The 23,052-nt window shown below is 65.6% G+C and carries 21 protein-coding genes; 8 read left to right on the top strand and 13 right to left on the bottom strand.

All coding sequences use genetic code 11. From position 1 onward, the window contains the following. Positions 1 to 37 precede the first annotated feature (37 nt). On the top strand, positions 38 to 2,248 hold the full coding sequence (locus ACVIW0_RS00725; protein WP_461350569.1) for a primosomal protein N': 2,211 nt from the start codon (positions 38 to 40) through the stop codon (positions 2,246 to 2,248). A gap of 198 nt (positions 2,249 to 2,446) precedes the next feature. Here the strand turns inward: ACVIW0_RS00725 and ACVIW0_RS00730 are convergent, their stop codons facing one another. Next, positions 2,447 to 2,935, bottom strand: coding sequence for a septal ring lytic transglycosylase RlpA family protein (locus tag ACVIW0_RS00730; RefSeq protein WP_461350570.1), 489 nt, complete (start codon positions 2,933 to 2,935; stop codon positions 2,447 to 2,449). Positions 2,936 to 3,564: 629 nt separating this feature from the next. Between ACVIW0_RS00730 and ACVIW0_RS00735 the strand changes: the two genes are divergently transcribed. From ACVIW0_RS00735 to ACVIW0_RS00765, 7 genes are all read left to right on the top strand, one after another. After that, on the top strand, positions 3,565 to 4,125 hold the full coding sequence (locus ACVIW0_RS00735; RefSeq protein WP_461350571.1) for a F0F1 ATP synthase subunit delta: 561 nt from the start codon (positions 3,565 to 3,567) through the stop codon (positions 4,123 to 4,125). Continuing rightward, positions 4,125 to 5,654 (top strand): F0F1 ATP synthase subunit alpha, encoded by a 1,530-nt coding sequence (gene atpA, locus ACVIW0_RS00740; protein WP_461350572.1) that lies wholly within the window; start codon positions 4,125 to 4,127, stop codon positions 5,652 to 5,654. The genes ACVIW0_RS00735 and atpA overlap by 1 nt, the downstream gene beginning before the upstream one ends. 91 nt (positions 5,655 to 5,745) lie before the next feature. Continuing rightward, complete coding sequence (locus ACVIW0_RS00745; protein ID WP_461350573.1) at positions 5,746 to 6,624, top strand: F0F1 ATP synthase subunit gamma; 879 nt, start codon at positions 5,746 to 5,748, stop codon at positions 6,622 to 6,624. Between the two features lie 26 nt (positions 6,625 to 6,650). Beyond that, complete coding sequence (gene atpD / locus ACVIW0_RS00750; RefSeq protein ID WP_461350574.1) at positions 6,651 to 8,093, top strand: F0F1 ATP synthase subunit beta; 1,443 nt, start codon at positions 6,651 to 6,653, stop codon at positions 8,091 to 8,093. 93 nt (positions 8,094 to 8,186) lie between these two features. Beyond that, positions 8,187 to 8,594 (top strand): F0F1 ATP synthase subunit epsilon, encoded by a 408-nt coding sequence (locus ACVIW0_RS00755; protein WP_456751535.1) that lies wholly within the window; start codon positions 8,187 to 8,189, stop codon positions 8,592 to 8,594. A 207-nt stretch (positions 8,595 to 8,801) separates the two neighbouring features. Then, positions 8,802 to 10,478: an adenylate/guanylate cyclase domain-containing protein gene (locus tag ACVIW0_RS00760; protein WP_461350575.1), complete on the top strand. Its 1,677-nt coding sequence runs from the start codon at positions 8,802 to 8,804 to the stop codon at positions 10,476 to 10,478. Between the two features lie 122 nt (positions 10,479 to 10,600). Continuing rightward, positions 10,601 to 11,596 carry an AraC family transcriptional regulator gene (locus ACVIW0_RS00765; protein ID WP_461350576.1) on the top strand — a complete coding sequence of 332 codons (996 nt, stop codon included), beginning with the start codon at positions 10,601 to 10,603 and terminating at the stop codon, positions 11,594 to 11,596. On the opposite strand, the gene ACVIW0_RS00770 is transcribed toward ACVIW0_RS00765, so the two are convergent. The 12 genes from ACVIW0_RS00770 to ACVIW0_RS00825 form a co-directional block, all read right to left on the bottom strand. Continuing rightward, complete coding sequence (locus ACVIW0_RS00770) at positions 11,554 to 12,054, bottom strand: RNA pyrophosphohydrolase (protein ID WP_461350577.1); 501 nt, start codon at positions 12,052 to 12,054, stop codon at positions 11,554 to 11,556. The genes ACVIW0_RS00765 and ACVIW0_RS00770 overlap by 43 nt on opposite strands. 38 nt (positions 12,055 to 12,092) lie before the next feature. Further along, positions 12,093 to 12,596, bottom strand: coding sequence for an RNA pyrophosphohydrolase (locus ACVIW0_RS00775; RefSeq protein ID WP_461350578.1), 504 nt, complete (start codon positions 12,594 to 12,596; stop codon positions 12,093 to 12,095). A gap of 83 nt (positions 12,597 to 12,679) precedes the next feature. Further along, entirely contained in the window at positions 12,680 to 13,897 is a 1,218-nt protein-coding gene (locus tag ACVIW0_RS00780; protein WP_461350579.1) for a divergent polysaccharide deacetylase family protein, read from the bottom strand. A 151-nt stretch (positions 13,898 to 14,048) separates the two neighbouring features. Beyond that, the gene (locus ACVIW0_RS00785; protein ID WP_461350580.1) at positions 14,049 to 15,428 is read right to left on the bottom strand and encodes a S41 family peptidase; all 1,380 of its coding nucleotides are present in this window, start codon (positions 15,426 to 15,428) and stop codon (positions 14,049 to 14,051) included. Further along, entirely contained in the window at positions 15,425 to 16,813 is a 1,389-nt protein-coding gene (locus ACVIW0_RS00790; protein WP_461350581.1) for a murein hydrolase activator EnvC family protein, read from the bottom strand. The genes ACVIW0_RS00785 and ACVIW0_RS00790 overlap by 4 nt, the downstream gene beginning before the upstream one ends. A 40-nt stretch (positions 16,814 to 16,853) precedes the next feature. Then, positions 16,854 to 17,336, bottom strand: coding sequence for a 23S rRNA (pseudouridine(1915)-N(3))-methyltransferase RlmH (gene rlmH / locus ACVIW0_RS00795; protein WP_212020059.1), 483 nt, complete (start codon positions 17,334 to 17,336; stop codon positions 16,854 to 16,856). Positions 17,337 to 17,464: 128 nt separating this feature from the next. After that, entirely contained in the window at positions 17,465 to 17,833 is a 369-nt protein-coding gene (gene rsfS / locus ACVIW0_RS00800) for a ribosome silencing factor (protein ID WP_074125641.1), read from the bottom strand. 188 nt (positions 17,834 to 18,021) lie between these two features. Further along, complete coding sequence (locus ACVIW0_RS00805; RefSeq protein ID WP_461350582.1) at positions 18,022 to 18,645, bottom strand: nicotinate-nucleotide adenylyltransferase; 624 nt, start codon at positions 18,643 to 18,645, stop codon at positions 18,022 to 18,024. 45 nt (positions 18,646 to 18,690) lie between these two features. Further along, positions 18,691 to 19,983, bottom strand: coding sequence for a glutamate-5-semialdehyde dehydrogenase (locus ACVIW0_RS00810; RefSeq protein ID WP_461350583.1), 1,293 nt, complete (start codon positions 19,981 to 19,983; stop codon positions 18,691 to 18,693). 184 nt (positions 19,984 to 20,167) lie between these two features. Next, positions 20,168 to 21,310 (bottom strand): glutamate 5-kinase, encoded by a 1,143-nt coding sequence (proB, locus tag ACVIW0_RS00815; protein ID WP_461350584.1) that lies wholly within the window; start codon positions 21,308 to 21,310, stop codon positions 20,168 to 20,170. An 83-nt stretch (positions 21,311 to 21,393) separates the two neighbouring features. Further along, positions 21,394 to 22,449 carry a GTPase ObgE gene (obgE, locus tag ACVIW0_RS00820; RefSeq protein WP_461350585.1) on the bottom strand — a complete coding sequence of 352 codons (1,056 nt, stop codon included), beginning with the start codon at positions 22,447 to 22,449 and terminating at the stop codon, positions 21,394 to 21,396. Positions 22,450 to 22,550: 101 nt separating this feature from the next. Next, positions 22,551 to 23,030, bottom strand: a complete 480-nt coding sequence (locus ACVIW0_RS00825) for a MaoC family dehydratase (RefSeq protein ID WP_461350586.1) — start codon at positions 23,028 to 23,030, stop codon at positions 22,551 to 22,553. Between the last annotated feature and the right edge of the window lie 22 nt (positions 23,031 to 23,052).

A 23,052-nucleotide genomic window follows, 5' to 3' on the forward strand; every position in this document is an offset into this window, starting at 1 on the left:
GCCCGGAGCAAAGCTCGGATTCAAAAGCCCCGATTTCATGGATCACGCCACGCGCCCCAGCCCAGCCGCCGCATCGACGACAGGCGTCGTCGACGTGCTGGTGCCTGTCGCGCTGAACCAGACCTATTCCTACCGCGTGCCGCGCGGCATGGAGCTTGCGCCCGGCGACGTGATCTCAGTTCCGCTCGGACCGCGCGAGGTCGTAGCCGTGGTGTGGGCCGAGAACGCCAGGCCCGATCCGCGGCTGCACAACCGGCTCAAGGACGTCAGCGAGAAGCTCGATGTTCCGCCGCTCAAGGCGGAGCTGCGCCAGCTTGTCGACTGGGTCTCCACCTACACGCTGTCGGCGCGCGGCATGGTGCTGCGGATGACGCTGCGGATGGGCGAGAACCTCGGCCCGGAGCGCGCCCGTCTCGGCGTCCGCCTGGTCGGCGAGCCGCCGCGGCGCCTGACGCCGGCGCGGCGGCGCCTGATCGAGCTGCTGTCGGACCGCTTGCTGCACGCCAAGTCGGACGCGGCGCGGGAAGCCGGTGTCAGTTCCGGCGTGATCGACGGTCTGGTCGATGAGGGCACGCTGACGGTCGAGGCGATGCCGCCACCGGCCGCGCCGCCGGTTCCGGATCCCGCCTATGCGCAGCCGGATTTCTCGCGCGAGCAACGCAGCGCGGTCGACGTGCTGCGGACGCTGGCGGCGAGCGGGAGCTTTCATGTCGCGCTGCTCGACGGCGTTACCGGCTCGGGCAAGACCGAGGTCTATTTCGAGGCGATCGCCGAGAATATCCGCCGCAGCAAGCAGACCCTGATCCTGATGCCGGAAATCGCGCTGACCGGCCAGTTCCTTGACCGCTTCGCCCAGCGCTTCGGCGTGCGGCCGCTGGAATGGCATTCGGAGCTGACGCCGCGCACCCGCGCGCGCAACTGGGCCGCGATCTCCGAAGGCAAGGCGCCGGTCGTGGTCGGCGCCCGCTCGGCGCTGTTCCTGCCCTATGCCGATCTCGGCCTGATCGTCGTCGATGAGGAGCACGACCAGGCCTACAAGCAGGATGACGGCGCGCATTATCACGCCCGCGACATGGCGGTGGTCCGCGCCCATATCGCAAAAATCCCGATCGTGCTGGCGTCGGCGACGCCATCGGTCGAGAGCGAGGTCAACGCCCGCAAGGGGCGCTATCAGCGCGTCGCGCTGCCATCGCGGTTCGGCGGCCAGCACATGCCGCATATCGAGGCGATCGACATGCGGCGCGCGCCGCCGCCGCGCGGCCGCTTCATCTCGCCGGTTCTGGCCGAGCAGATTCGCCATGCGATCGAGCGCCGCGAGCAGGCGCTGTTGTTCCTCAACCGCCGCGGCTATGCGCCGCTGACGCTATGCCGGGCCTGCGGCCACCGCTTTGCCTGCACGATCTGCGACGCCTGGCTGGTCGACCATCGGTTTCGCCAGCGGCTGGTCTGCCATCACTGCGGTTTCTCGATGCCGCGCCCGAACATCTGCCCGCATTGCGCGGCCGAGGAATCGCTGGTCGCGGTCGGCCCCGGTGTCGAGCGCTTGCAGGAGGAGGCAGCTCAGATCTTCCCCGAGGCCCGCACCATGGTGCTGTCGAGCGACCTGATCACCTCGATCGAGACCATGCGCAGCGAGCTCAACGAGATCGCCGAGGGCCGCGTCGACATCATCATCGGCACCCAGTTGGTGGCGAAGGGGCACAACTTCCCGCGGCTCAATCTGGTCGGCGTCATCGACGCCGATCTCGGCCTGAGCAATGGCGATCCGCGCGCCGCCGAGCGGACGTTTCAGCTCCTGAACCAGGTGGTCGGCCGCGCCGGCCGCGAGCAGGGCCGCGGCGTCGGCTATCTGCAGACCCACCAGCCGGAGCATCCGGTCATCAAGGCCCTGATCGCCAATGACCGCGAGGCGTTCTATGCCAGCGAAATCGAGATCCGGGAGCGCACCGGCTACCCGCCGTTCGGCCGGCTGGCCAGCCTGATCATCTCCGCCGGCGATCGCCCGACGGCGGAAGGCTTTGCGCGCAAGCTCGCCGCGGTTGCGCCGCTCGACGAACGGATCCAGGTGCTCGGCCCCGCCGAGGCGCCGCTTGCCGTCATCAAGGGCCGCTATCGCTTCCGCCTGCTGGTGAAGTCGCTGCGCAATGTCGACCTGTCGCAATATCTGCGCGAATGGCTCGAGGCCGGTCCCAGGCCCAAGGGCAATCTGAAGCTCGAGGTCGACGTCGATCCGCAGAGCTTTTTGTAGTTCTCACACCGTCATTCCGGCGGCGCGAAGCGACGAGCCCGGAATCCATCAGGCCGCAGCGTTGGTGATAAATGGATTCCGGGCTCGCGCTTCGCGCCGCCGGAATGACGAAAAGAAAAAGCCTGCCGTCATTCGCGACGGCAGGCCCTTTGGCGCGAGGCAGGCCTCGCGGCCGGTACGCAACGCTTATTGAAAGCGTTAGGAGACCACCTCGGCGGTGACGCGGCCGACACCGGCACCGGTCAGGCCGATGGCGCGGGCTGCGCCGGTCGAGAGGTCGAGCACGCGGCCGCGGATGAACGGGCCACGATCGTTGATGGTGACGACGACGCTGCGGCCGCCATGGGTGACACGGAGTCTGGTGCCGAACGGCAGCGAGCGGTGGGCGGCGGTCATGGCGTTCTGGTTGAAGCGCTGGCCGGAAGCGGTGCGGCTGCCCGATTCGTTGCCGTAGAAAGAGGCCATCCCCGAGAATGTGTGGCCGCCGGACGACTGGACCGATGCATTGGCGTCGCGCCAGGACGAGCCTTCGGCGCGGGCATGGTGATGGTGGTGGCGATGATGGTGGTGCCGGGACTTCGCGGACGCTTCGGTCACGCTGCCCCCGACCAGAACAGTTGCGGCTACAAAAGCAAGCGCCGTACGCGAGCGGGTGACGTTGCCCGCCGCCTTCTTGATATTCAGCATTGATAAGACCCTCAGACAGTATTGCCGCTAACGCGACAAGTGGAACCCCCGTCCCTTCGTTGACCAAGGCCGTTTGGTTCCCCAATGAGGCACGAATTTGGCAGTAAATCCCGAATGTCTCGGGCTGTAATATCTTGTTACCGCCTTGGGGTATTAGATCGAGGTCCCATAATTTGCTCGTTAACTAACTATTAACCTATAATATACTTACGAATACTGATTAGTGGGACAGCGGTAAGTTTTCGGTAAGTAATCGCCAAATGGAAACGATGAAGCGCTTCGGGTTCCCTGCGCCATCGTCCAAAGCCCATGCAAATTTCGATGGAACAAAATCCCAAGAGGCGAATCGCGAGGCGCCGCGTTGATTTTCCGCGGGCCGAATTCGTCCTGATTCACCGCCAGCCACAGCCCTCAAAAACCGCGTGCGACAAGGCGGCTCTCACGATGCCGTCATGTTGCACCTGCGCGATTGCTATGTTAGCAAAGCCGCGATTTTAACGGTCCCGGCACGTCCTGTGCCGGTCGAAAATCGAAGTCCCGCTTGAATTCCAAGGGCTTGGATCGCTAGGCGCTGCTTTGGTGGCGACGGTTTTTCCCTTGCGAGTTTGACAGCAAAAAAGAGCGAGCTCGTGGCTGCTGAAGATCCGTCCGTTTCGGGAGTGTCCGGTCGTTACGCAACGGCCCTGTTCGAGTTGGCGCGCGACGAGCAATCGGTCGATCAAGTCCGGGCCGACCTCGATAAATTCGAGGCCATGCTCAACGAGAGCGCCGATCTGAAGCGCCTCGTCCGCAGCCCGGTGTTCTCCGCGGATGCCCAGCTGAAGGCGCTGACCGTGGTGCTCGACAGGGCCGGTATCGCCGGCACGTCGGCCAAATTCCTCAAGGTGCTCACTGCCAATCGCCGGCTGTTCGCAATTGCCGATGTGATCCGTGCCTATCGCGCGCTGGTGGCGAAGTTCAAGGGCGAGGCGACTGCGGACGTCACCGTCGCCGAGCAGCTCAGTGACAAGAATCTCGACGCCCTGAAGACCGCACTGAAATCAGTGACGGGCAAGGACGTCGCGCTCAACGTGAAGGTCGATCCCTCCATTATTGGTGGCCTGGTGGTCAAGCTCGGCAGCCGGATGGTGGATAGTTCGCTTCGCACCAAACTCAATTCGATCAAGAACGCGATGAAAGAGGCAGGCTGATGGACATCCGCGCCGCAGAAATTTCTGCGATCCTCAAGGACCAGATCAAGAATTTCGGCCAGGAAGCCGAGGTCACCGAAGTTGGCCAGGTGCTGTCGGTCGGTGACGGTATCGCCCGCGTCTACGGTCTCGACAACGTCCAGGCCGGTGAAATGGTCGAGTTCGAGAACGGCACGCGCGGCATGGCGCTCAACCTCGAAACCGACAACGTCGGCGTCGTGATCTTCGGCGCGGACCGCGAGATCAAGGAAGGCCAGACGGTCAAGCGCACCCGCGCCATCGTGGACGCGCCGATCGGCAAGGGCCTGCTCGGCCGCGTCGTCGACGCGCTCGGCAACCCGATCGACGGCAAGGGCCCGATCCAGGCCACCGAACGCAAGCGCGTCGACGTCAAGGCGCCCGGCATCATTCCGCGCAAGTCGGTCAACGAGCCGATGGCCACCGGCCTGAAGGCGATCGATGCGCTGATCCCGATCGGCCGCGGCCAGCGCGAGCTGATCATCGGCGACCGTCAGACCGGCAAGACCGCGATCGCGCTCGATACCATCCTGAACCAGAAGCCGCTCAACGCCCAGCCGGACGAGAGCCAGAAGCTGTACTGCGTCTACGTCGCGGTCGGTCAGAAGCGCTCCACGGTTGCGCAGTTCGTCAAGGTGCTCGAAGAGCAGGGCGCGCTGGAATACTCGATCGTCGTCGCGGCGACCGCGTCCGATCCGGCGCCGATGCAGTACATCGCGCCGTTCACCGGCTGCACGATGGGCGAATACTTCCGCGACAACGGCATGCACGCCGTGATCATCTATGACGATCTGTCCAAGCAGGCCGTCGCCTACCGCCAGATGTCGCTGCTGCTGCGCCGCCCGCCGGGCCGCGAAGCCTATCCGGGCGACGTGTTCTATCTGCACTCCCGCCTGCTCGAGCGCGCGGCCAAGCTCAACAAGGAGCACGGTTTGGGCTCGCTGACGGCGCTGCCGGTCATCGAAACCCAGGCCAACGACGTGTCGGCCTACATCCCGACCAACGTGATTTCGATCACCGACGGCCAGATCTTCCTTGAAACCGACCTGTTCTTCCAGGGCATCCGCCCCGCCGTGAACGTCGGTCTGTCGGTGTCGCGCGTCGGTTCATCGGCGCAGACCAAGGCGACCAAGAAGGTCGCCGGCAAGATCAAGGGCGAGCTCGCGCAGTACCGCGAAATGGCGGCATTCGCGCAGTTCGGCTCCGACCTCGACGCCTCCACCCAGCGCCTGCTCAACCGCGGCTCGCGCCTGACCGAGCTCTTGAAGCAGCCGCAGTTCTCGCCGCTGAAGATGGAAGAGCAGGTTTGCGTGATCTGGGCCGGCACCAACGGCTACCTTGATGCGCTGCCGCTCAACAAGGTGAAGGCGTTCGAGGACGGGCTGCTGTCGCTGTTGCGCGGCAAGCACGTCGACATCCTCAACGCGATCCGCGACAGCCGCGATCTGTCCGACGACAGTGCCGCCAAGCTGAAGGCGGCGGTCGACGGCTTCGCCAAGACGTTTGCATAACGAATGGGGCGTCGCCCGGCTCGCCGCCGGGCGTGACGAACGGAGGCTTGCGATCTGACCATTGTGGTCGGATCGCCGGGGTGAACGAAGAATGGCGTCACTAAAAGACATGCGGGTCCGCATCGCCTCGACCAAGGCGACGCAGAAGATCACCAAGGCCATGCAGATGGTCGCAGCCTCGAAGCTGCGCCGCGCTCAGAACGCAGCCGAAGCGGCGCGGCCCTATGCCACCAAGATGGATGCGGTGATTTCCAACATCGCCGCTGCGGCCAATGGCACGCCGGGCGCACCGGCGCTGCTCGCCGGCACCGGCAACGACCAGGTTCATCTGCTGCTGGTCTGCACCGGCGAGCGCGGCCTGTCCGGCGCCTTCAACTCGGCCATCGTGCGCCTGGCGCGCGAGCGGGCGAACTCGCTGCTCGCGCAGGGCAAGGACGTCAAATTCTTCTGTGTCGGCCGCAAGGGCTACGAGCAGCTGCGGCGGACCTTCGAGAAGCGGATTGTCGAGCATCTCGACCTGCGTTCGGTGCGGCAGATCGGCTTCGCCAACGCCGAGGACATCGCTAACAAGGTGCTGGCGCGGTTCGACGCCGGCGAGTTCGACGTCTGCACGCTGTTCTATTCGCGCTTCCAGTCGGTGATCGCGCAGATCCCGACCGCGCAGCAGATCATCCCGCTCGAGGTCGCTGCGCCCGCCGCGGGCGCGGCTCCCTCCACGTCCTATGAATACGAGCCGGAAGAGGATCAGATCCTCGGCAGCCTGTTGCCGCGCAACCTTGCGGTGCAGGTGTTCCGCGCGCTGTTGGAAAATAATGCCTCGTTCTATGGCGCGCAGATGAGCGCGATGGACAGCGCGACGCGCAATGCCGGCGAGATGATTCGCAAGCAAACCCTGATTTACAACCGAACCCGTCAGGCCCAGATCACGAAGGAGCTGATCGAGATCATCTCCGGCGCTGAGGCGGTCTAAGGCAGATTTTCGAAGGAGAACAGTCCATGGCTACAGCAGCCAATCCGATCGGTCGCGTTACCCAGGTCACGGGTGCCGTGGTCGACGTGCAGTTCGAAGGCCACCTTCCGGCGATTCTGAACGCGCTCGAGACCAAGAACGGCGGCAACCGCCTGGTGCTCGAAGTCGCCCAGCATCTCGGTGAATCGACCGTCCGCACCATCGCGATGGACATCACCGAAGGTCTGGTGCGCGGCCAGGAAGTGACCGACACCGGCGAACCGATCCGGGTGCCGGTCGGCGAAGGCACGCTCGGCCGCATCATCAACGTGATCGGCGAGCCGATCGACGAAGCCGGTCCGATCAAGGCGGAAGGCGTGCGCGCCATCCACCAGGAAGCGCCGACCTATACCGATCAGTCCACCGAAGCCGAAATTCTCGTCACCGGCATCAAGGTCGTCGACCTGCTTGCTCCGTACGCGAAGGGCGGCAAGATCGGCCTGTTCGGCGGCGCCGGCGTCGGCAAGACCGTGCTGATTCAGGAGCTGATCAACAACGTCGCGAAGGCGCACGGCGGTTACTCCGTGTTCGCCGGCGTCGGCGAGCGCACCCGCGAGGGCAACGACCTCTATCACGAGTTCATCGAATCGAAGGTCAACGCCGATCCGCACAATCCGGATCCGAGCGTGAAGTCGAAGTGCGCGCTGGTGTTCGGCCAGATGAACGAGCCGCCGGGCGCCCGTGCCCGCGTCGGTCTGACCGGCCTGACGGTCGCCGAGCATTTCCGCGACCAGGGCCAGGACGTGCTGTTCTTCGTCGACAACATCTTCCGCTTCACCCAAGCGGGTTCGGAAGTGTCGGCGCTGCTCGGCCGTATCCCGAGCGCCGTGGGTTATCAGCCGACGCTGGCGACCGACATGGGCGCGCTGCAGGAGCGCATCACCACCACCCAGAAAGGCTCGATCACCTCGGTGCAGGCGATCTACGTGCCGGCCGACGACTTGACCGACCCGGCGCCCGCCACCTCGTTCGCGCATCTGGACGCCACCACGGTGCTGTCGCGCGCGATCTCGGAAAAGGGCATCTATCCGGCGGTGGACCCGCTCGACTCGACCTCGCGCATGCTGTCGGCGCTGGTGGTCGGCGATGAGCACTACACCACCGCGCGCATGGTTCAGCAGATCCTCCAGCGCTACAAGTCGCTGCAGGACATCATCGCCATTCTCGGCATGGACGAGCTGTCGGAAGAGGACAAGCTGACGGTCGCCCGCGCCCGCAAGGTCGAGCGCTTCCTGTCGCAGCCGTTCCACGTCGCCGAAGTCTTCACCGGCTCGCCCGGCAAGTTCGTCGACCTCGCCGACACCATCAAGGGCTTCCGCGATCTCTGCGAGGGCAAGTACGACCATCTGCCGGAAGCGGCGTTCTACATGGTCGGCACCATCGAAGAGGCCGTCGAAAAGGGCAAGAAGCTGGCGGCTGAAGCCGCCTAAGAGAGCGAATGGCGAATAGGGAGTAGCGAATAGTCGTTCGCGTACTCCCTTCATCGCCACTCGTTATTCGCTACTCACTATTCGCAGGTTCCCATGGCCACCTTCCACTTCGATCTCGTCTCTCCCGAAAAGCTCGCCTTCTCCGGCGAGGTCGATCAGGTTGACGTCCCCGGCGTGGAGGGTGATTTCGGTGTGCTCGCCGGCCACGCGCCGGTCGTCGCCACGGTTCGTCCGGGCATCCTGACCATCACGACCGCCGGCAAGAAGGAGAAGGTGATCGTGCTCGGCGGTCTCGCCGAGGTGTCGGACAAGGGCCTCACCGTGCTCGCCGACGTCGCGACCGCCATTGCGGAGCTCGACCGCGCGAAGTTCGCTGAGACCATCAAGGAGATGGAAGAGAAGCTTGCCGAGCACGAGGGCACCGAACTCGACCACGCGATCGAGCGGCTCGATCACTTCAAGAGCATCCAGCACGAACTCAACGCGACGGCGATGCACTAAGGCGCGGTTGCTGACCAGCGATCGCGCCATGGCGCTCAGGTCGAGCGCGGCTTCTTTGTGAAATCGCTCGCACTCTTCCAGTCACCGCCCTTCGGGACTTGAACGAATCAACGCTCGCCGCACCCCGGCGGGCGTTGAATGCTTGTTGCACCCGGAAGCGTCCGGCGGCATGCTGCCCGGCATATTTGGGTTCCGGGGCTGGTGCTCATGAAGCGCAAGATCGCAGCGATCTTTGCCGCCGATATTGCAGGCTATAGTCGACTGGTTGCCGAGGACGAGGAAGAGACGCTGCGGCGGCTCGCTTCCTACCGGCAGGTCACCGACGATTTCATTGCCAAAGGCGGTGGCCGCATCTTCAACACCGCGGGCGATGCGGTGCTCGCCGAATTTCCCAGCGCCGTCGAAGCCGTGCGCTGCGCGATCGACATCCAGGAAAGCCTGCGCACGCGCAACATGGCTTATCCGCCGAGCCGGCAGATGGCGTTCAGGATCGGCATCACCATCGGCGATGTGGTCGAGCGCGACGGCGATCTGCTTGGTGATGGCGTCAACATCGCAGCACGGCTCGAGGGACTCGCCGAGGTCGGCGGCATCTGCGTGTCGCGCGCGGTGCATGAGCAGGTCGTCAACAAGCTGTCGGTGCAATTCGCCGACATCGGCGCGCAGGAAGTGAAGAACATCCCGACGCCCGTGCACGCCTATATGGTGGCGATGCGGCGCGAGGACGGCAGCTACGCGACGCCGCAGCTCAAGAAGCCGGTCAAGGCCGCGTCTGCCGCCGCACCAGCCTGGATGTGGCCCACCGCCATCACCCTGGTGCTGCTCGCCGCCATCGGCGTCGGCGGCTTCCTCTATTACACCACGCTGGAAACGTCGGCGACGAAGCCTGCTGTCGTGACAAGCTCGACGCCAACGCCCGGGTCCCTGGTATCAGCGTCACCGGCACCCTTGGTCGCACCGTCGCCGTCGCCGTCGCCATCGGCGGCGCCGTCTGCCAAGCCCGCGCCGACGGCCACATTGGCCGCGCCGGTGTCCGAGCCGCTGGCATCGATCGCATCGGGCGACAGGCTCGTCGCCGGCATGACGCCGTTCGTCAGCGACCGCACCCGCAACGGGCTCGCGACCGAATATCTGCCCGCAGGCGATTCCAAGGCGCTTGCCCTCAACATCAACGGCTTCGTCGGCTGGAGCGTGGCGCAGCCGAGCGAGGACGCGGCGAAGGCGGCCGCGCTCGACCTGTGCCAGAAGCGCGTCGACAATGCGGGCTCGCCGCGCAAATGCGAATTGTACGCCGTCGGCAATACGATCGTGTATGCCCATGGCCTGCCTCCGGTGCCGCCCTTGCCGTGGGTCAAGCGCGATGCGCTGGTTGAGAAGCCGTATGCGACCAGGGACGTTCCGCTGCTGCGCGAGCCGGCCAGGGCAAGGCTCGAAAGCCTGTTCGTGCCGGTACGCAAGACGCGAACCATCGCGCTCGGTCCGGGCGGTCACTACTTCTTCAATTCGGGCATCGATTCGCTGGAGGAATCGGCGCGCCGCAACCTGCAGGCCTGTGGCGCGGTCGCGGGCGTGCCGTGCACGATCGTCGCGGTCGACGACGTCTTCGTGGTGCCGATCCCGGCCACGTTGCGCGCGACCGGCTTCTTCAAGCCGGCCGACAGCTCGGTCATTATGCCGAACGAGCGGGCCGATGTTGTGCGCAAGCTTGCCGATGCGACGGCAGGCTGGAATGCCGTCGCGGTCGGCACGCAGGGGCGGCCCGGACTGGGCCTCACAGCGGAGAACGAGCAAAGCGCGGTCAACGGCGCGCTCGCTGACTGCGTCAAGCGCGACAGCGATTGCCATGTCATCGCGATCGGCCCGTTCACGGTGGGCCCGAACTAGAGCATGATCCGGAAAACGTGAAGCAGCTTACAGCAGGGATCGTGCACAAATGACAAGCTGCAACGCGATGACGCATTCGCCCGACCGTATCGCGATTTCTCCCACGTAACGGATAAGATCTCGTGCTGACTTTCTCCACCGACGCGCTCCGCCCGCAAGACCGCTTCGAGCATTGGTGCGACGTGCGCGGCAAGAGCCTGTTCGGGGTCACCATCGAGCTCGAGCGCGATAAGCGGCCCGACTTCCGCGGGCGCTTCTCCGCGACGCCGATCGGCGATGCGGTGCTGGCGGAAATGTCGGCGTCGTCCTATCGCGTCAGCCGCACGTCATCCGATATTGCGCGCGTCCCGAGCAACAGCCTGCAACTCGCCTGGCAGGTGCGCGGCCCCGGCCATCTCAATATCGGTCGCGATCGTGTTCAGTGGGTGGACAACGGGGATCTGGTGTTCGGCCACTCCAATCTTCCGTTTGCGTCAACGCCTGCCCGGACCGACGGCTTCCACTTCTTCAGCCTCAAGATCCCCGTCACCCCCGACCTCCTGCTTGGTGCGCGGATCGAGGACGCGCCGCCGGTCATGCTCGCGCGTGACGCGGGCCTGACCCGGCTGGTCGGCGCCATGTTCCGCGCCATGACGCAGCATCCGGCGCAAGCCGGGCAGTTCACCGCCGAGCTCACGCATATGGTGCGCCTGGCGCTGCTCGCGCGCGGGCGCGTGCGGCCGCGTCAGGATGAGATCCGGGCCGCGCTGCACGCCGGCTACCTCCATGCCGCGCGCGAAATCCTGCTGCGCGATCTGCACCGCGCCTCGCTCACGCCGGCCGCGGTCGCGACCGAGCTCGGCATTTCGCTGCGGCAACTGCATGCGGTGTTCGAGCCGACCGGGCTGTCGTTCGCGCGGACGCTGACGGCGGCAAGGTTGAAAGAGGCGAGGCGGCTGCTCTACGCCACGTGGGAGCGCGGCATCGATGAGATCGCGTTCTCCTGCGGTTTCGACAGCATCGCGACCTTCTATCGCGTGTTCCGCGCGACCTACGGCATGACGCCGGGCGATGCGCGGCGAATTCCGCCGCCGGATCAGCCGGCGAATTCAGCGAACCGGGTCGCGACCGCGCGATAGACGTCACGACGGAACGGCACCACCAGATCGGCGACGCGGTCGAGCCGTTCCCAGCGCCATTGATCGAACTCGGCGGGCTGGCCGTTGCGCGGCGTCAACGGGTCGATCTCGGCGTCTTGTCCGGTGAAACGCAGCGCAAACCATTTCTGCCGCTGGCCGCGGAATTTCGCCAGCCGGTGCGAGGCCGGCCCGTCATAGGGCGGGAATTCGTAGGTCATCCAGTCGGTCTCGCCGAGATAGTCGGCGCTGACCGCACCGGTCTCTTCCCACAATTCGCGCATCACGGCCTGGCGCGGATCCTCGCCCTCGTCGATGCCGCCTTGCGGCATCTGCCATTGGAGGCCCGGCAGCACGATCTCCGGGCCGTCGTCCTTGATCCGGTGGCCGATCAGCACGCGTCCGGCCGCGTTGAACAGCGCGATGCCCACATTGGGCCGATAGGGCTTATCTGATGACATCCTGATACGTGCGTCGTGCTGGCCGATCGTCAGGCCGCCTATTTGGCTGCCAGTGCGGCAAATTCCTTCACGACGCGCTCATAGACCGGCCGCTTGAACGGCACAATCAGCTCCGGCAGATTCTTCATCGGCTCCCAGCGCCAGGTGATGAACTCGGCCTTGTGGCCGCCGCCGGGGTTGGCGACGTTGATCTCGTTCTCGTTGCCGGTGAAGCGCAAGGCGAACCACTTCTGCCGCTGACCGCGGTAGCGGCCCTTCCAGGCGCGACCGGCGACGGTGCGCGGGATATCATAGATCAGCCAGTCCGAGACCTCGCCGAGCTTCTCTACCGACTTGATGCTGGTCTCTTCATAGAGCTCGCGCCGTGCGGCCTGAAACGTATCCTCGCCGGGATCGACGCCGCCTTGCGGCATCTGCCAGACATGGGCATCGTCGACATGCTCGATGCCGCCGGCGCGGCGTCCGATGAAGACCAGACCGGCGGCATTCAGCAGCATGATGCCGACGCAGGTTCGATAGGGCAGGTCCTCATAACGTGCCATGCTGCCGCGACCTCGCCCAGTTCCCGGCGCCACCAGACCCGGCCCCCCGGCAAGGTCTCAAGTCGCACCAACAGATTGATCTTCTAGCCCGATTTTGATTTCAGCATCGCCGTTGTCAATGGCACAAGCATGATGCCCTTGGAGTCCAGTGTCTTGAGCCAGGCGCCGAGCCGCTCGATCGAGACCGGCAGCGCCGAGGCGACGCCGATGGCCGTGCCGCGTTCCTTGGCGATGGTTTCCAGCTTGACCAGCGCGCGGTCGATTTCCGCCGACGTCGGCACCGCGTCGATGGCGAAATCGGCCTTGGCGAACGGCAGCGACTGGCCCGCGGACAGCGTCTGCGCCACGCTGCGCGGGGTGGAACCGTCGTCGAACCAGCTCAGGCCGCGCTTGGCCGCTTCGCGCACGATCGGCTGCATCACGGGATCGGTCGCGACGAATCGGGCACCCATGAAATTGGCGATCCCGGCATAGCCCTGCAGGCGGCTCAGATGCCAATAGAGCCGGTCAAGGTTCTGCTCGCTGCCCAATGTGGTCAGCAGGGTCTGCGGGCCCGGATCGTTGTCGGGATAGTCGAACGGCTCCATCGGGATTTGCAGCAGGATCTCGTGGCGCTGCGTCCGGGCGCGTTCCGCAAGCTTGACGGGATCGGCGCCGTAGGGCGTGAAGGCCAACGTCACGGCCGGCGGCAGCTTCATGATGGCGTCGGTGGTCTTGGCGGCGCCGACGCCGAGGCCGCCGACCACGATGGCGACCACCGGCATCCGGGCCGCCTTGGCGCGGTCGGCCTCGGCCGCATAGACCGTGAAGGGCTTCAGGCCGTCGGCGACCACGGGGATCATGCCGTAGCGCGACTTTTCCAACAGGCGCGGGTCGACGCCGGCCATCGCGACCGGCGGCGCCTCGCCATCGACCTTGTCCGCCGAATCGCCGATCACGACGTCCTGGCGCTTGCCGCTGGAGCCGTCGATGATGGTGACGGTGCGGGCGTCGTTCTTTGCGTCGCCCGATGAAGCCGGCGCCTTGGCGGCGGATTTGGTCGCCGGCTCGGCCGGCTGGGCGGCCGGGGCGCGCCTGTCGTCGCTGGCTGTGGCCGGCGCATTGCGGAGCGCGATCCGGGCCATCGGCTCGCCGCCGAGCGGGTTGTCGTTGAACAATGCGACGCCGGCGAAGCCGACCAGCACGAGGCCCAGCAGCACGGCGAGCGCCTGCATCGCCGTGAATGGCAGACGGACACGGCGCGTCCTGCCCACGGTCTTCTGCCCAAGCGGCGTGCTCAGTTCGTCGGCCGCTTCTGCCATGACCCTCCCCGAATCAACAGCGCGAACGATAGCACGATGCGGTGCATTCCCGCGCACCGGCCGCCCCGTCAAAGCACGGTTACGAGCGGACATCCGAAAGCAGAAAGGGCGGCCCGAGGGCCGCCCTGTTCGCCGAATCGATCGGATTGGATTAGTTCGCGGACTTGGTGGCCGGCTTGTCGGCGGCGGCCTTGTCGCCGGGCGGCTTGTCACCGGCCGGTGCCGGCGTGACGTTTGAGGTCGACTTGATGCCGTGCAAGAGGTCGTCGGCCATCTTCAGCGCCTTGTCGTCCTTGGCGTCCGGCGGGACGTAGGACTGCGAGCCGGTCTTCTCGTCGCCATCGTTGGTCTTCAGATGGCCGCGCAGCGAGGCCTCGCCCTTGGTGTCGGTGCGCGCCTTCAGCTCGTCCGGCACGTCCTGAAGCACCTCGATATCGGGCACGATGCCCTTGGCCTGGATCGACTTGCCCGACGGCGTGTAGTAGCGCGCGGTGGTCAGGCGCAGCGCGCCATTGCCCGAGCCGAGCGGGATGATGGTCTGCACCGAGCCCTTGCCGAACGAGCGGGTGCCGACCAGCGTCGCCCGTTTGTGGTCCTGCAGCGCGCCGGCCACGATCTCGGAGGCCGAGGCCGAGCCGCCGTTGATCAGCACGATGACCGGCTTGCCCTTGGCCAGGTCGCCCGGATGGGCGGCGCGGCGCTGGGTTTCCTCGGCATTGCGGCCGCGGGTCGAGACGATCTCGCCACGCTCCAGGAAGGAGTCGGACACGGTGACCGCTTCCTCGAGCAGGCCGCCGGGATTGTTTCTGAGGTCGATGATGTAGCCCTTCAGCTTGTCGCCGATCTGGCCCTGCAGATTGGCCATCTCCTTCTTCAGGCCTTCGGTGGTCTGCTCGTTGAAGGTGGTGATGCGGATATAGGCGATGTCGTCGGCTTCGACGCGCGCGCGCACCGAGCGGACGCGGATGTTGTCGCGCACCAGCGTGACGTCGATTGGATTGTCCTGGCCCTTGCGGATGATCTTGAGCTTGATCTTGGTGTTGACCGGACCGCGCATCTTCTCGACGGCCTGGTTCAGGGTCAGGCCCTGCACGGCCTCGTCGTCGAGCGTGGTGATGATGTCGTTGGCCATGATGCCGGCCTTCGAGGCCGGGGTGTCGTCGATCGGCGAGACGACCTTGATCAGGCCGTCTTCCATCGTGACCTCGATGCCGAGGCCGCCGAATTCGCCGCGGGTCTGCACCTGCATGTCACGGAAGCTCTTGGCGTCCATGTAGCTCGAGTGCGGATCGAGGCCGGACAGCATGCCCGAGATCGCGGACTCGACCAGCTTCGAATCATCCGGCTTCTCGACATAGTCGCTGCGCACCCGCTCGAACACGTCGCCGAACAGATTGAGCTGGCGGTAGGTGTCCGACGTCGCGGCGCGCGCGCTCGATCCCATCAGCACAGCGCGGGGCTGCGTGACGAAAAGCGTCAGGGCCGCGCCGGTGGCGGCGCTCAGGAGAATTACCGAAGTCTTGCGCATCATCCGCGAACCTTTTCGCCTTCATTTGCGGCCCACCATGGACCTGGATCGATTGGAGTGCCGTCTTTCCGGAACTCGACATACAGCACTGGCTGGCTCGCATTGGTCGCGAGAATGGATGCAACCTGGGACGTCGACCCCATGGTCGCAACCGGCTCCCCCGTCAGTACAAACTGGCCGATGTTTACCGAAATACGCTCCATCCCGGCGATCAGGACATGATACCCGCCCCCGGCGTTGAGGATCAAGAGTTGTCCATAGCTGCGGAAAGGACCAGCGTAAACAACCCAGCCGTCACACGGGGTTGTGACCTGCGCGCCCGGCTTGGCCGCCAAAGAAATGCCTTTTTGTACGCCTCCTGCGCCATCGGAACCGCCAAATTCGCGAATCTTGGTGCCATTCACCGGATACGAGAATAGGCCCTTGGCCGAGGCGAAGGCGACCGCCGGGCTCATGCGGGCAGGGTCCTTCAAGGCCCCCAGATTCGGCTTGCCGTTAACCGTCGCTGGCGCCCCCTGGAGGCTCGCCGTGGCGGCCGCCTTGGCTGCGCTCTTGAGGTCCTGCTCCATCTTGGCAATCAGGCTCTGCAGGCTGTCGGCCTGCTTGGCCAGCGCGACGGCGCGGGCGCCTTCCGCCTCCATGTCCTTTTCCGCCGCGCTCTGCTGCCGTTGCCGTTCGTCGACCAGCGCCGCAAGCCGGGTCTGGTCCTCTTTCAGCTTGTCGCGGTCGGACGCCAGCGCATCGCGCTCGGTGGAGATGGTCTTGCGCAGCGCGACCAGTTCGCCGAGATCGGCGGCAAGCTTCTCGGCGCGGACCCGCAGCTCCGGCACCACGGCGCCGAGCAGCATCGCGGTGCGCAGCGATTGCAGCGCGTCCTCTGGCCGCACCAGCAGTGCCGGCGGCGTGCGCCGTCCGGCGCGTTGCAGCGCGGCCAGCACCTCGATCACGTCGGAGCGGCGTGAATCGAGCGAACTGCGGATCTCGCGCTCGCGGCCGTCGAGCGGCTGCAAGCGTGCCTCGGCATCTGCGATCCGGGTCTCGACGCTGCGCACCTGGCCGGCAATGTCGATCAGCTGCTGATTGAGCTTGCTGCGGTCCTGGCCGATCGCGGCGATGTCGGCCTTCAGCTTCTCCTGCTGCTCGGCCGCCTTGCGCTGCTGTTGGCGCGCGGCCTCGAGCTCCCGCTCGCGCTGCTTGATGGCGTCGGGCGATGTCTCTGCGGTTGCGGCCTGTTGTGGGGGCGCCGGCGTGGACTGTTGCGCCGGCGGCGTCGTTTGCGCATGGACTGCTGACGGCTGAGCGGCCGCGAAGATCGCGATCGCCAAAGCCTCCGGCAGCCAGCGGCGCGCGGTGCCGAAATACGAAACTGTGTGCCGCTTGTGCTGCATTCGCGTGCGTTCAGCGCTTTCGACTGTCCGTCACCTCGACTTACGCGCGGTGATAGGGGTGGCCGGCCAGAATGGTTGCGGCCCGATAAATCTGTTCCAGAAGCATGACGCGGACCATTTGGTGCGGCCAGGTCGCGGAGCCGAATGCAATACGCAACGAAGCCTTGCGCTGCAATTCGGGCGAAAGTCCGTCCGCGCCGCCGATCACGAAAGCCGTATGCGCCTGTCCCTCGTCGCGCCAGCGGCCGAGCTGCTGCGCGAAGCTTGCGCTGTCGATGCTCTTGCCGCGTTCGTCGAGCGCGACCAGCATGTGCTTGTCCGGCAGCAGCGCCGCGATCGCCGCGGCTTCTTCCGCGATGCGCGCGGCGGTGTCGCGCGCGCGGCTCTCCGCAATCTCGTGAATCTCGAGGCCGCGAAAGCCGAGCTTGCGGCCGATATCCTCGAAGCGCTCGCGGTAACGCTCCGCGAGCTCCCGTTCAGGGCCCTGTTTCAGGCGGCCGATGCAGATCACGACAAGGCGCATGAAAGCGTTTTCCGGCAAAGTGGAAGCCGGTTTGCCGCAGAAAACGCGTCAAATCCACGGCTCGCGCGCGAGAAGCGCGCGTGCAGCCCAGCTGCGCCGCTGCCGATTCGCATCGGCCTCGATACCCCTTAGACCGCCGCGACCGCCGGGTTCTGAGTCCACAATCGTTCGAGATTGTAGAACTCGCGCACCTCAGGCCTGAACACGTGCACGATCACCTCGCCGGAATCGATCAGCACCCAGTCGCAATTGGGCAAGCCCTCGACATGGATGTTCTTGACCCCGTTTTCCTTGAGGCTCTTCGTCACATTTTCCGCGATCGCGCCAACATGCCGGTTCACCCGGCCGGTGGTGACGATCATGTAGTCGGAATATGCGGATTTGCCGCGGAGGTCGATGGTGACCGTCTCTTCCGCTTTCATGTCCTCGAGGCGGGAGAGGATCAGGCTCAGCGTCTTGTCGGCATCCGGTTTGTCGGCGTCCGGTTGCGCCTGCAAGGCCGCGGTTTTCGTCGATGTTTTACGCGCAGTCTTTGGAACCTTGGGTAAAACAGACTTTGACAATACAGATGTGGCCAGGGACCATTTCCTTTCACTGTATCGCGGGGGCCGAATCCTCGGCACCCACACACCATACTACGCATGTGGGGTTAATGGTTTCAATATTCCAGTAACCCTTTTGCGCTTCACGCCGTTCTCCAGCTCCCGTCCGGGTTCCGGAGTCCGGTCGAAGACAGATTGGATTTCATTCCTGTCAGGAACACCCAGGCCGGCGCCTGCTGGTCGGCCAGCCGTGTCGCCTGATTTTCGGGCATGCGATAGCGCGAGAGCGCCTGCGCCGCCGGTGCGGCAAGGGCGCGAAAGCTCTGGGGCGGTCGGTCGATCACGGCAATCGGCACGTCGGACGCGATGCGCCGCCAATCCTTCCAGCGATGGAATTGCGCGAGATTGTCAGCGCCCATGATCCATACGAAGTGCACGCCGGAGACACGACGGCGCAAGTGGATGATCGTGTCCACAGTGTAGCGCGTGCCAATGACAGCTTCGAGACAGCTGATGTCGATGCGCGGATCGTCGGCGACGCGGCGCGCCGCTTCGGCGCGTTCGGCAAGCGCGTGCAGGCCGTCATGGTTCTTCAGCGGATTGCCCGGCGTCAATAGCCACCACACCCGGTCGAGCCGCAAGCGCTTCAGCGCGAACAGGCTGATGGCGCGATGCGCGGTGTGCGGCGGATTGAACGAGCCGCCAAGCAGCCCGATGCGCATGCCGTTGGTGTAGAACGGAAGCGCCTGGGCTGCGGATAACGGCACGGTGGAAGCTTGCTGCAAGGATCTACCGTGTGCGTGCGACAATGATCACGGCCGTGTCTGCCCGGTGCCGTGGATGCGGTATTTGAAGCTGGTCAGCTGCTCGGCGCCGACCGGGCCGCGGGCGTGGAATTTGCCGGTGGCAATTCCGATCTCGGCGCCGAAGCCGAACTCGCCGCCGTCGGCGAACTGGGTCGAGGCGTTATGCAGCACGATCGCCGAATCGACCTCGTTGAGGAAACGCTGCGCAGCAGCGGCATCCTCTGTCACGATCGCATCGGTGTGATGCGAGCCGTGATTTTGAATATGCGCAATCGCTTGATCGAGGCCGTCGACGATCTTCGCCGAGATGATCGCGTCTTCGTATTCGGTGTTCCAGTCGTCGTCGGACGCCGGCTTTACCCTCGGATCAGCGCCTTGCACGACGTCGTCGCCGCGCACCTCGCAGCCGGCATCGAGCAGCAGCGCGACCAGCGGTTTCAGCTTCGTCGCGGCAGCGTTGCGATCGATCAGCAGGGTCTCGACGGCGCCGCAGACGCCCGGACGGCGCATCTTGGCGTTCAGCACCACCGACTTGGCCATGTCGAGCTTCGCACTGGCGTCGACATAGATGTGGTTGACGCCCTCGAGATGCGCGAACACCGGCACGCGCGCTTCGGCCTCGACGCGCGCGACCAGGCTCTTGCCGCCGCGCGGCACGATCACGTCGATGCCGCCGTTCAAACCGGTGAGCATCAGACCGACGGCCGCGCGGTCGCGGGTCGGCACCAGGGCGATCGCGGCCTCAGGCAAGCCGGCTTCGCGCAGGCCCTGCACCAGGCAGTCATGGATCGCGCGGCAGGAGCGGAAACTGTCGGAGCCGCCGCGCAGGATCACCGCGTTGCCGGACTTCAGGCACAGCACGCCGGCGTCGGCGGCGACGTTGGGGCGGCTCTCAAAGATCACGCCGATGACGCCGAGCGGCACCCGCACGCGCTCGATGGTCATGCCGTTCGGACGCTGCCAGCTTTCGGTGACGGCGCCGACGGGATCGACGATCTCGCGCACCGTCGCAACGCCATCGGCCATGCCGTCGACGCGCGCTTGCGTCAAGGTCAGGCGGTCGACGAAGGCAGCGGTCATGCCGCCCGCGCGGGCCTCGGCAACGTCCTCGGCGTTGGCCGCGAGAATCGCCGGCGCGTGGCTGCGGATGGCGCGTTCGATCGCGGTGAGCGCCCGGTTCTTCTGCTCCGCCGGCGCCAGCGCCAGCACGCGCGCGGCGGCGCGCGCCTTGGCGGCGAGGTCGGTCATCAGGGCGGTGAGATCGGCGTTGCCGTCGATCGCCTTCAGGGGGGCGCTCATGGAGTTACCAGCTCTTGTTTGAGCATGATCTCTTCGGAAAACCGGTGCCCACTTTTCCGGATCATGCTCTAAGACCATGTTCTAGCATGGCAATTGCGGGGTGGCGAGGCACGGAACCGGCATGGCAGATGGACGGTAGGCCGTGCCGCTCGGCCAACGGCCGACGAAAGGCCTGCCCAATGCCCTACTTGGCCGGGATCGCGCCGGCCGGGCCGATCACGAGGTCGTCGCGGTGGATCATCTCGGATCGGCCGCTGACGCCCAGAATGACCATCACATCCTTCGACGAGCGGCCCATGATCTTCTCGGCATTCTCGGCGTCGTAGGCGACCAGGCCGCGGCCGATCTCTTGGGTATCGGGGCCGCGCACCACCACGGCATCGCCGCGGGCGAACTGGCCGTCGACCCTGACAACGCCGGCCGGCAGCAGGCTCTTGCCGGCGCGCAGTGCTGCGACTGCGCCGGCATCGATGGTCAGCGTGCCCTTCGGCTCGAGCGAGCCCGCGATCCAGCGCTTGCGTGCGGTGACGGGATTGGCCGGAGTGAGGAACCAGGTGCAGCGGCCGCCGTCGGCGATCGCCTGCAACGGATGCTCGATCTTGCCGGAGGCGATCAGCATGTGGGTGCCAGCGGTGGTCGCGATCTTCGCGGCCTCGATCTTGGTGGTCATCCCGCCGCGCGACAGCTCGGAACCGGCCGAGCCCGCCATCCCCTCGATCTCCGCGGTGATGCTTTCGACCACCGGGATCAGCTTGGCGTCGGGATCGAGCGCCGGCGGCGCGGTGTAGAGGCCGTCGATATCGGACAGCAGGATCAGCAGATCGGCGCTCGCCATGGTGGCGACGCGGGCGGCGAGGCGATCATTGTCGCCGTAGCGAATCTCTGTCGTGGCGACGGTGTCGTTCTCGTTGATGACGGGCACCGCGCCCCATTCGAGCAGCTTGGCGATGGTCGAGCGCGCATTGAGATAGCGGCGGCGTTCCTCGGTGTCCTGCAACGTCACGAGGATCTGCCCGGCACCGATGCCGTGATGGCCGAGCACTTCCGACCAGATCCGCGCCAGCGCGATCTGGCCGACGGCCGCGGCAGCCTGGCTCTCCTCGAGCTTCAGCGGGCCGCGCGGCAGCTTCAGCCGGCTGCGGCCGAGCGCGATCGAGCCCGACGACACCACCATGACCTCGCAGCCGCGCTTGTGGAGTTTTGCGATGTCCTCGACCAAGGCGGCGAGCCACGATGCATGCACCTCGCCGGCCTGCGAATCGACCAGCAGCGACGAGCCGACCTTGACGACGATGCGGCGAAAGTTCTTGAGCGCGGGGCGTTTCATGGGTTCGGTCTGGCAGGAAGGTGGAAGCAACAGGCGCCACGAGGTGGCCTCGGAAAGTCCAAAGGGCGTTCGGCGCGTGCCGTTCAGCCCTGCGGCGGCAGCGGCACTGCCCACGGCTCCGCCTGGCCGCCCTTGGCCTTGTTGGACACCGGCGCCTCGCCGATCACGTCAACCAGCGCACGCAGCGCATCCTGCACGCCTTCGCCGGTCGCGCCCGACAGCACCAGCGGTGTCTTCTTCGCGGCCCGCTTGAGGCGGTCCTTCTGCTTCTTCAACTCGTCGGGCATCACAGCATCGATCTTGTTGAGCGCGACGATCTCGATCTTGTCGGCGAGCTGGCCTGCATAGGCTTCGAGCTCGGTGCGCACCGTCTTGTAGGCCTTGCCGGCATGCTCGCAGGTCGCATCGACCAGATGCAGCAGCACGCGGCAGCGTTCGACATGACCGAGGAAGCGGTCGCCGAGGCCGGCGCCTTCATGCGCGCCTTCGATCAGGCCGGGGATGTCGGCGAGCACGAATTCGCGGCCGCCGTAATTCACGACGCCGAGCTGCGGATGCAGCGTGGTGAAGGGATAGTCGGCGATCTTCGGCCGCGCCGCGCTGACCACCGACAGGAAGGTCGATTTGCCGGCATTGGGCAGCCCGACCAGGCCGGCATCGGCGATCAGCTTCAGCCGCAGCCAGATCCAGCGCTCTTCGCCGGGGGCGCCGGGATTGGCATTGCGCGGCGCGCGGTTGGTGGAGGATTTGAAATGCGCATTGCCGAAGCCGCCATTGCCGCCCTTGGCGAGCACGAAGGTCTCGCCGAGCTCGGTGAAGTCGTGCAGCAGCGTCTCGCGGTCCTCGTCAAACACCTGGGTGCCGACCGGCACTTTCAGCACGATCGACTTGCCGTTGGCGCCATGGCGGTCCTTGCCCATGCCATTGCCGCCCTTCGGCGCCTTGAAGTGCTGCTGGTAGCGGTAGTCGATCAGCGTGTTCAGGCCGTCGACCGACTCGATGATGATGTCGCCGCCGCGGCCGCCATTGCCGCCGGAGGGGCCGCCAAACTCGATGAACTTCTCGCGCCGGAACGCGACGCAGCCATTGCCGCCGTCGCCCGAGCGAATATAGACCTTGGCTTCATCGAGGAATTTCATGATCGGTACTAGTTAAGGCAGGCCGGTCCCTGCGGCAACCCGCAAGGGCGTCGACTTCGGCGAAAAGCCTTAATTTTCGGGCCTTTTTACGGCCCTTGCAGCTAAGTGGGCCGCCTCCGGACCAGGAATTTCTGCATCCCCTCCAGCACCAGCTCGCGGCGCTGGTTATGCACGGTCGAGCGCAAGGTCACGACGCCGGTGGTCTTGCCGGTCGAGAGCTCGATCACCTCCAGCGCCGGGTAGATGGTATCGCCGGCATAGACCGGCTTCAGGAACTTGCTCGACTGTTCCAGGAAGCCGACCAGCGATTCTTCGACGACATAGGGAAACAGCCCCGCGCCCGGCGCGGTGTGCACCAGGGTCTGGAAGCCGTGCGCGAGCAGGTCCGGCATGCCGCGGGCGCGGCAATATTCGACGTCGTAATGGATCGGATGGGTGTCGCCGCTCGCGGTCTGGAACGCGGCGAACACCGCCGAGGTCTGGGTCCGGCTCGGAATCACGAAGCGCTCGCCGAGCACGAAATCCTCGAACCAGCGCTGCGCGGGGACCATGCGATGCCGGGTGGGGTCGAACTCGCTCATGCAGCGTTTCCTGCGCTTTTTG

The sequence above is a fragment of the Bradyrhizobium sp. USDA 4454 genome, assembly GCF_054822705.1.

Excerpts from the sequence above, each read along its gene's own strand:
- ACVIW0_RS00810 (WP_461350583.1), bottom strand. The coding sequence starts at position 19,983 with ATGAGCGCCCCCCTGAAGGCGATCGACGGCAACGCCGATCTCACCGCC.
- obgE (WP_461350585.1), bottom strand. The coding sequence starts at position 22,449 with ATGAAATTCCTCGATGAAGCCAAGGTCTATATTCGCTCGGGCGACGGC.
- ACVIW0_RS00780 (WP_461350579.1), bottom strand. The coding sequence starts at position 13,897 with ATGGCAGAAGCGGCCGACGAACTGAGCACGCCGCTTGGGCAGAAGACC.
- atpA (WP_461350572.1), top strand. The coding sequence starts at position 4,125 with ATGGACATCCGCGCCGCAGAAATTTCTGCGATCCTCAAGGACCAGATC.
- ACVIW0_RS00790 (WP_461350581.1), bottom strand. The coding sequence starts at position 16,813 with ATGCAGCACAAGCGGCACACAGTTTCGTATTTCGGCACCGCGCGCCGC.
- ACVIW0_RS00730 (WP_461350570.1), bottom strand. The coding sequence starts at position 2,935 with ATGCTGAATATCAAGAAGGCGGCGGGCAACGTCACCCGCTCGCGTACG.
- ACVIW0_RS00775 (WP_461350578.1), bottom strand. The coding sequence starts at position 12,596 with ATGGCACGTTATGAGGACCTGCCCTATCGAACCTGCGTCGGCATCATG.
- ACVIW0_RS00770 (WP_461350577.1), bottom strand. The coding sequence starts at position 12,054 with ATGTCATCAGATAAGCCCTATCGGCCCAATGTGGGCATCGCGCTGTTC.
- ACVIW0_RS00825 (WP_461350586.1), bottom strand. The coding sequence starts at position 23,030 with ATGAGCGAGTTCGACCCCACCCGGCATCGCATGGTCCCCGCGCAGCGC.
- ACVIW0_RS00785 (WP_461350580.1), bottom strand. The coding sequence starts at position 15,428 with ATGATGCGCAAGACTTCGGTAATTCTCCTGAGCGCCGCCACCGGCGCG.
- atpD (WP_461350574.1), top strand. The coding sequence starts at position 6,651 with ATGGCTACAGCAGCCAATCCGATCGGTCGCGTTACCCAGGTCACGGGT.
- rlmH (WP_212020059.1), bottom strand. The coding sequence starts at position 17,336 with ATGCGCCTTGTCGTGATCTGCATCGGCCGCCTGAAACAGGGCCCTGAA.
- ACVIW0_RS00725 (WP_461350569.1), top strand. The coding sequence starts at position 38 with ATGGATCACGCCACGCGCCCCAGCCCAGCCGCCGCATCGACGACAGGC.
- ACVIW0_RS00760 (WP_461350575.1), top strand. The coding sequence starts at position 8,802 with ATGAAGCGCAAGATCGCAGCGATCTTTGCCGCCGATATTGCAGGCTAT.
- ACVIW0_RS00755 (WP_456751535.1), top strand. The coding sequence starts at position 8,187 with ATGGCCACCTTCCACTTCGATCTCGTCTCTCCCGAAAAGCTCGCCTTC.
- proB (WP_461350584.1), bottom strand. The coding sequence starts at position 21,310 with ATGAAACGCCCCGCGCTCAAGAACTTTCGCCGCATCGTCGTCAAGGTC.
- ACVIW0_RS00745 (WP_461350573.1), top strand. The coding sequence starts at position 5,746 with ATGGCGTCACTAAAAGACATGCGGGTCCGCATCGCCTCGACCAAGGCG.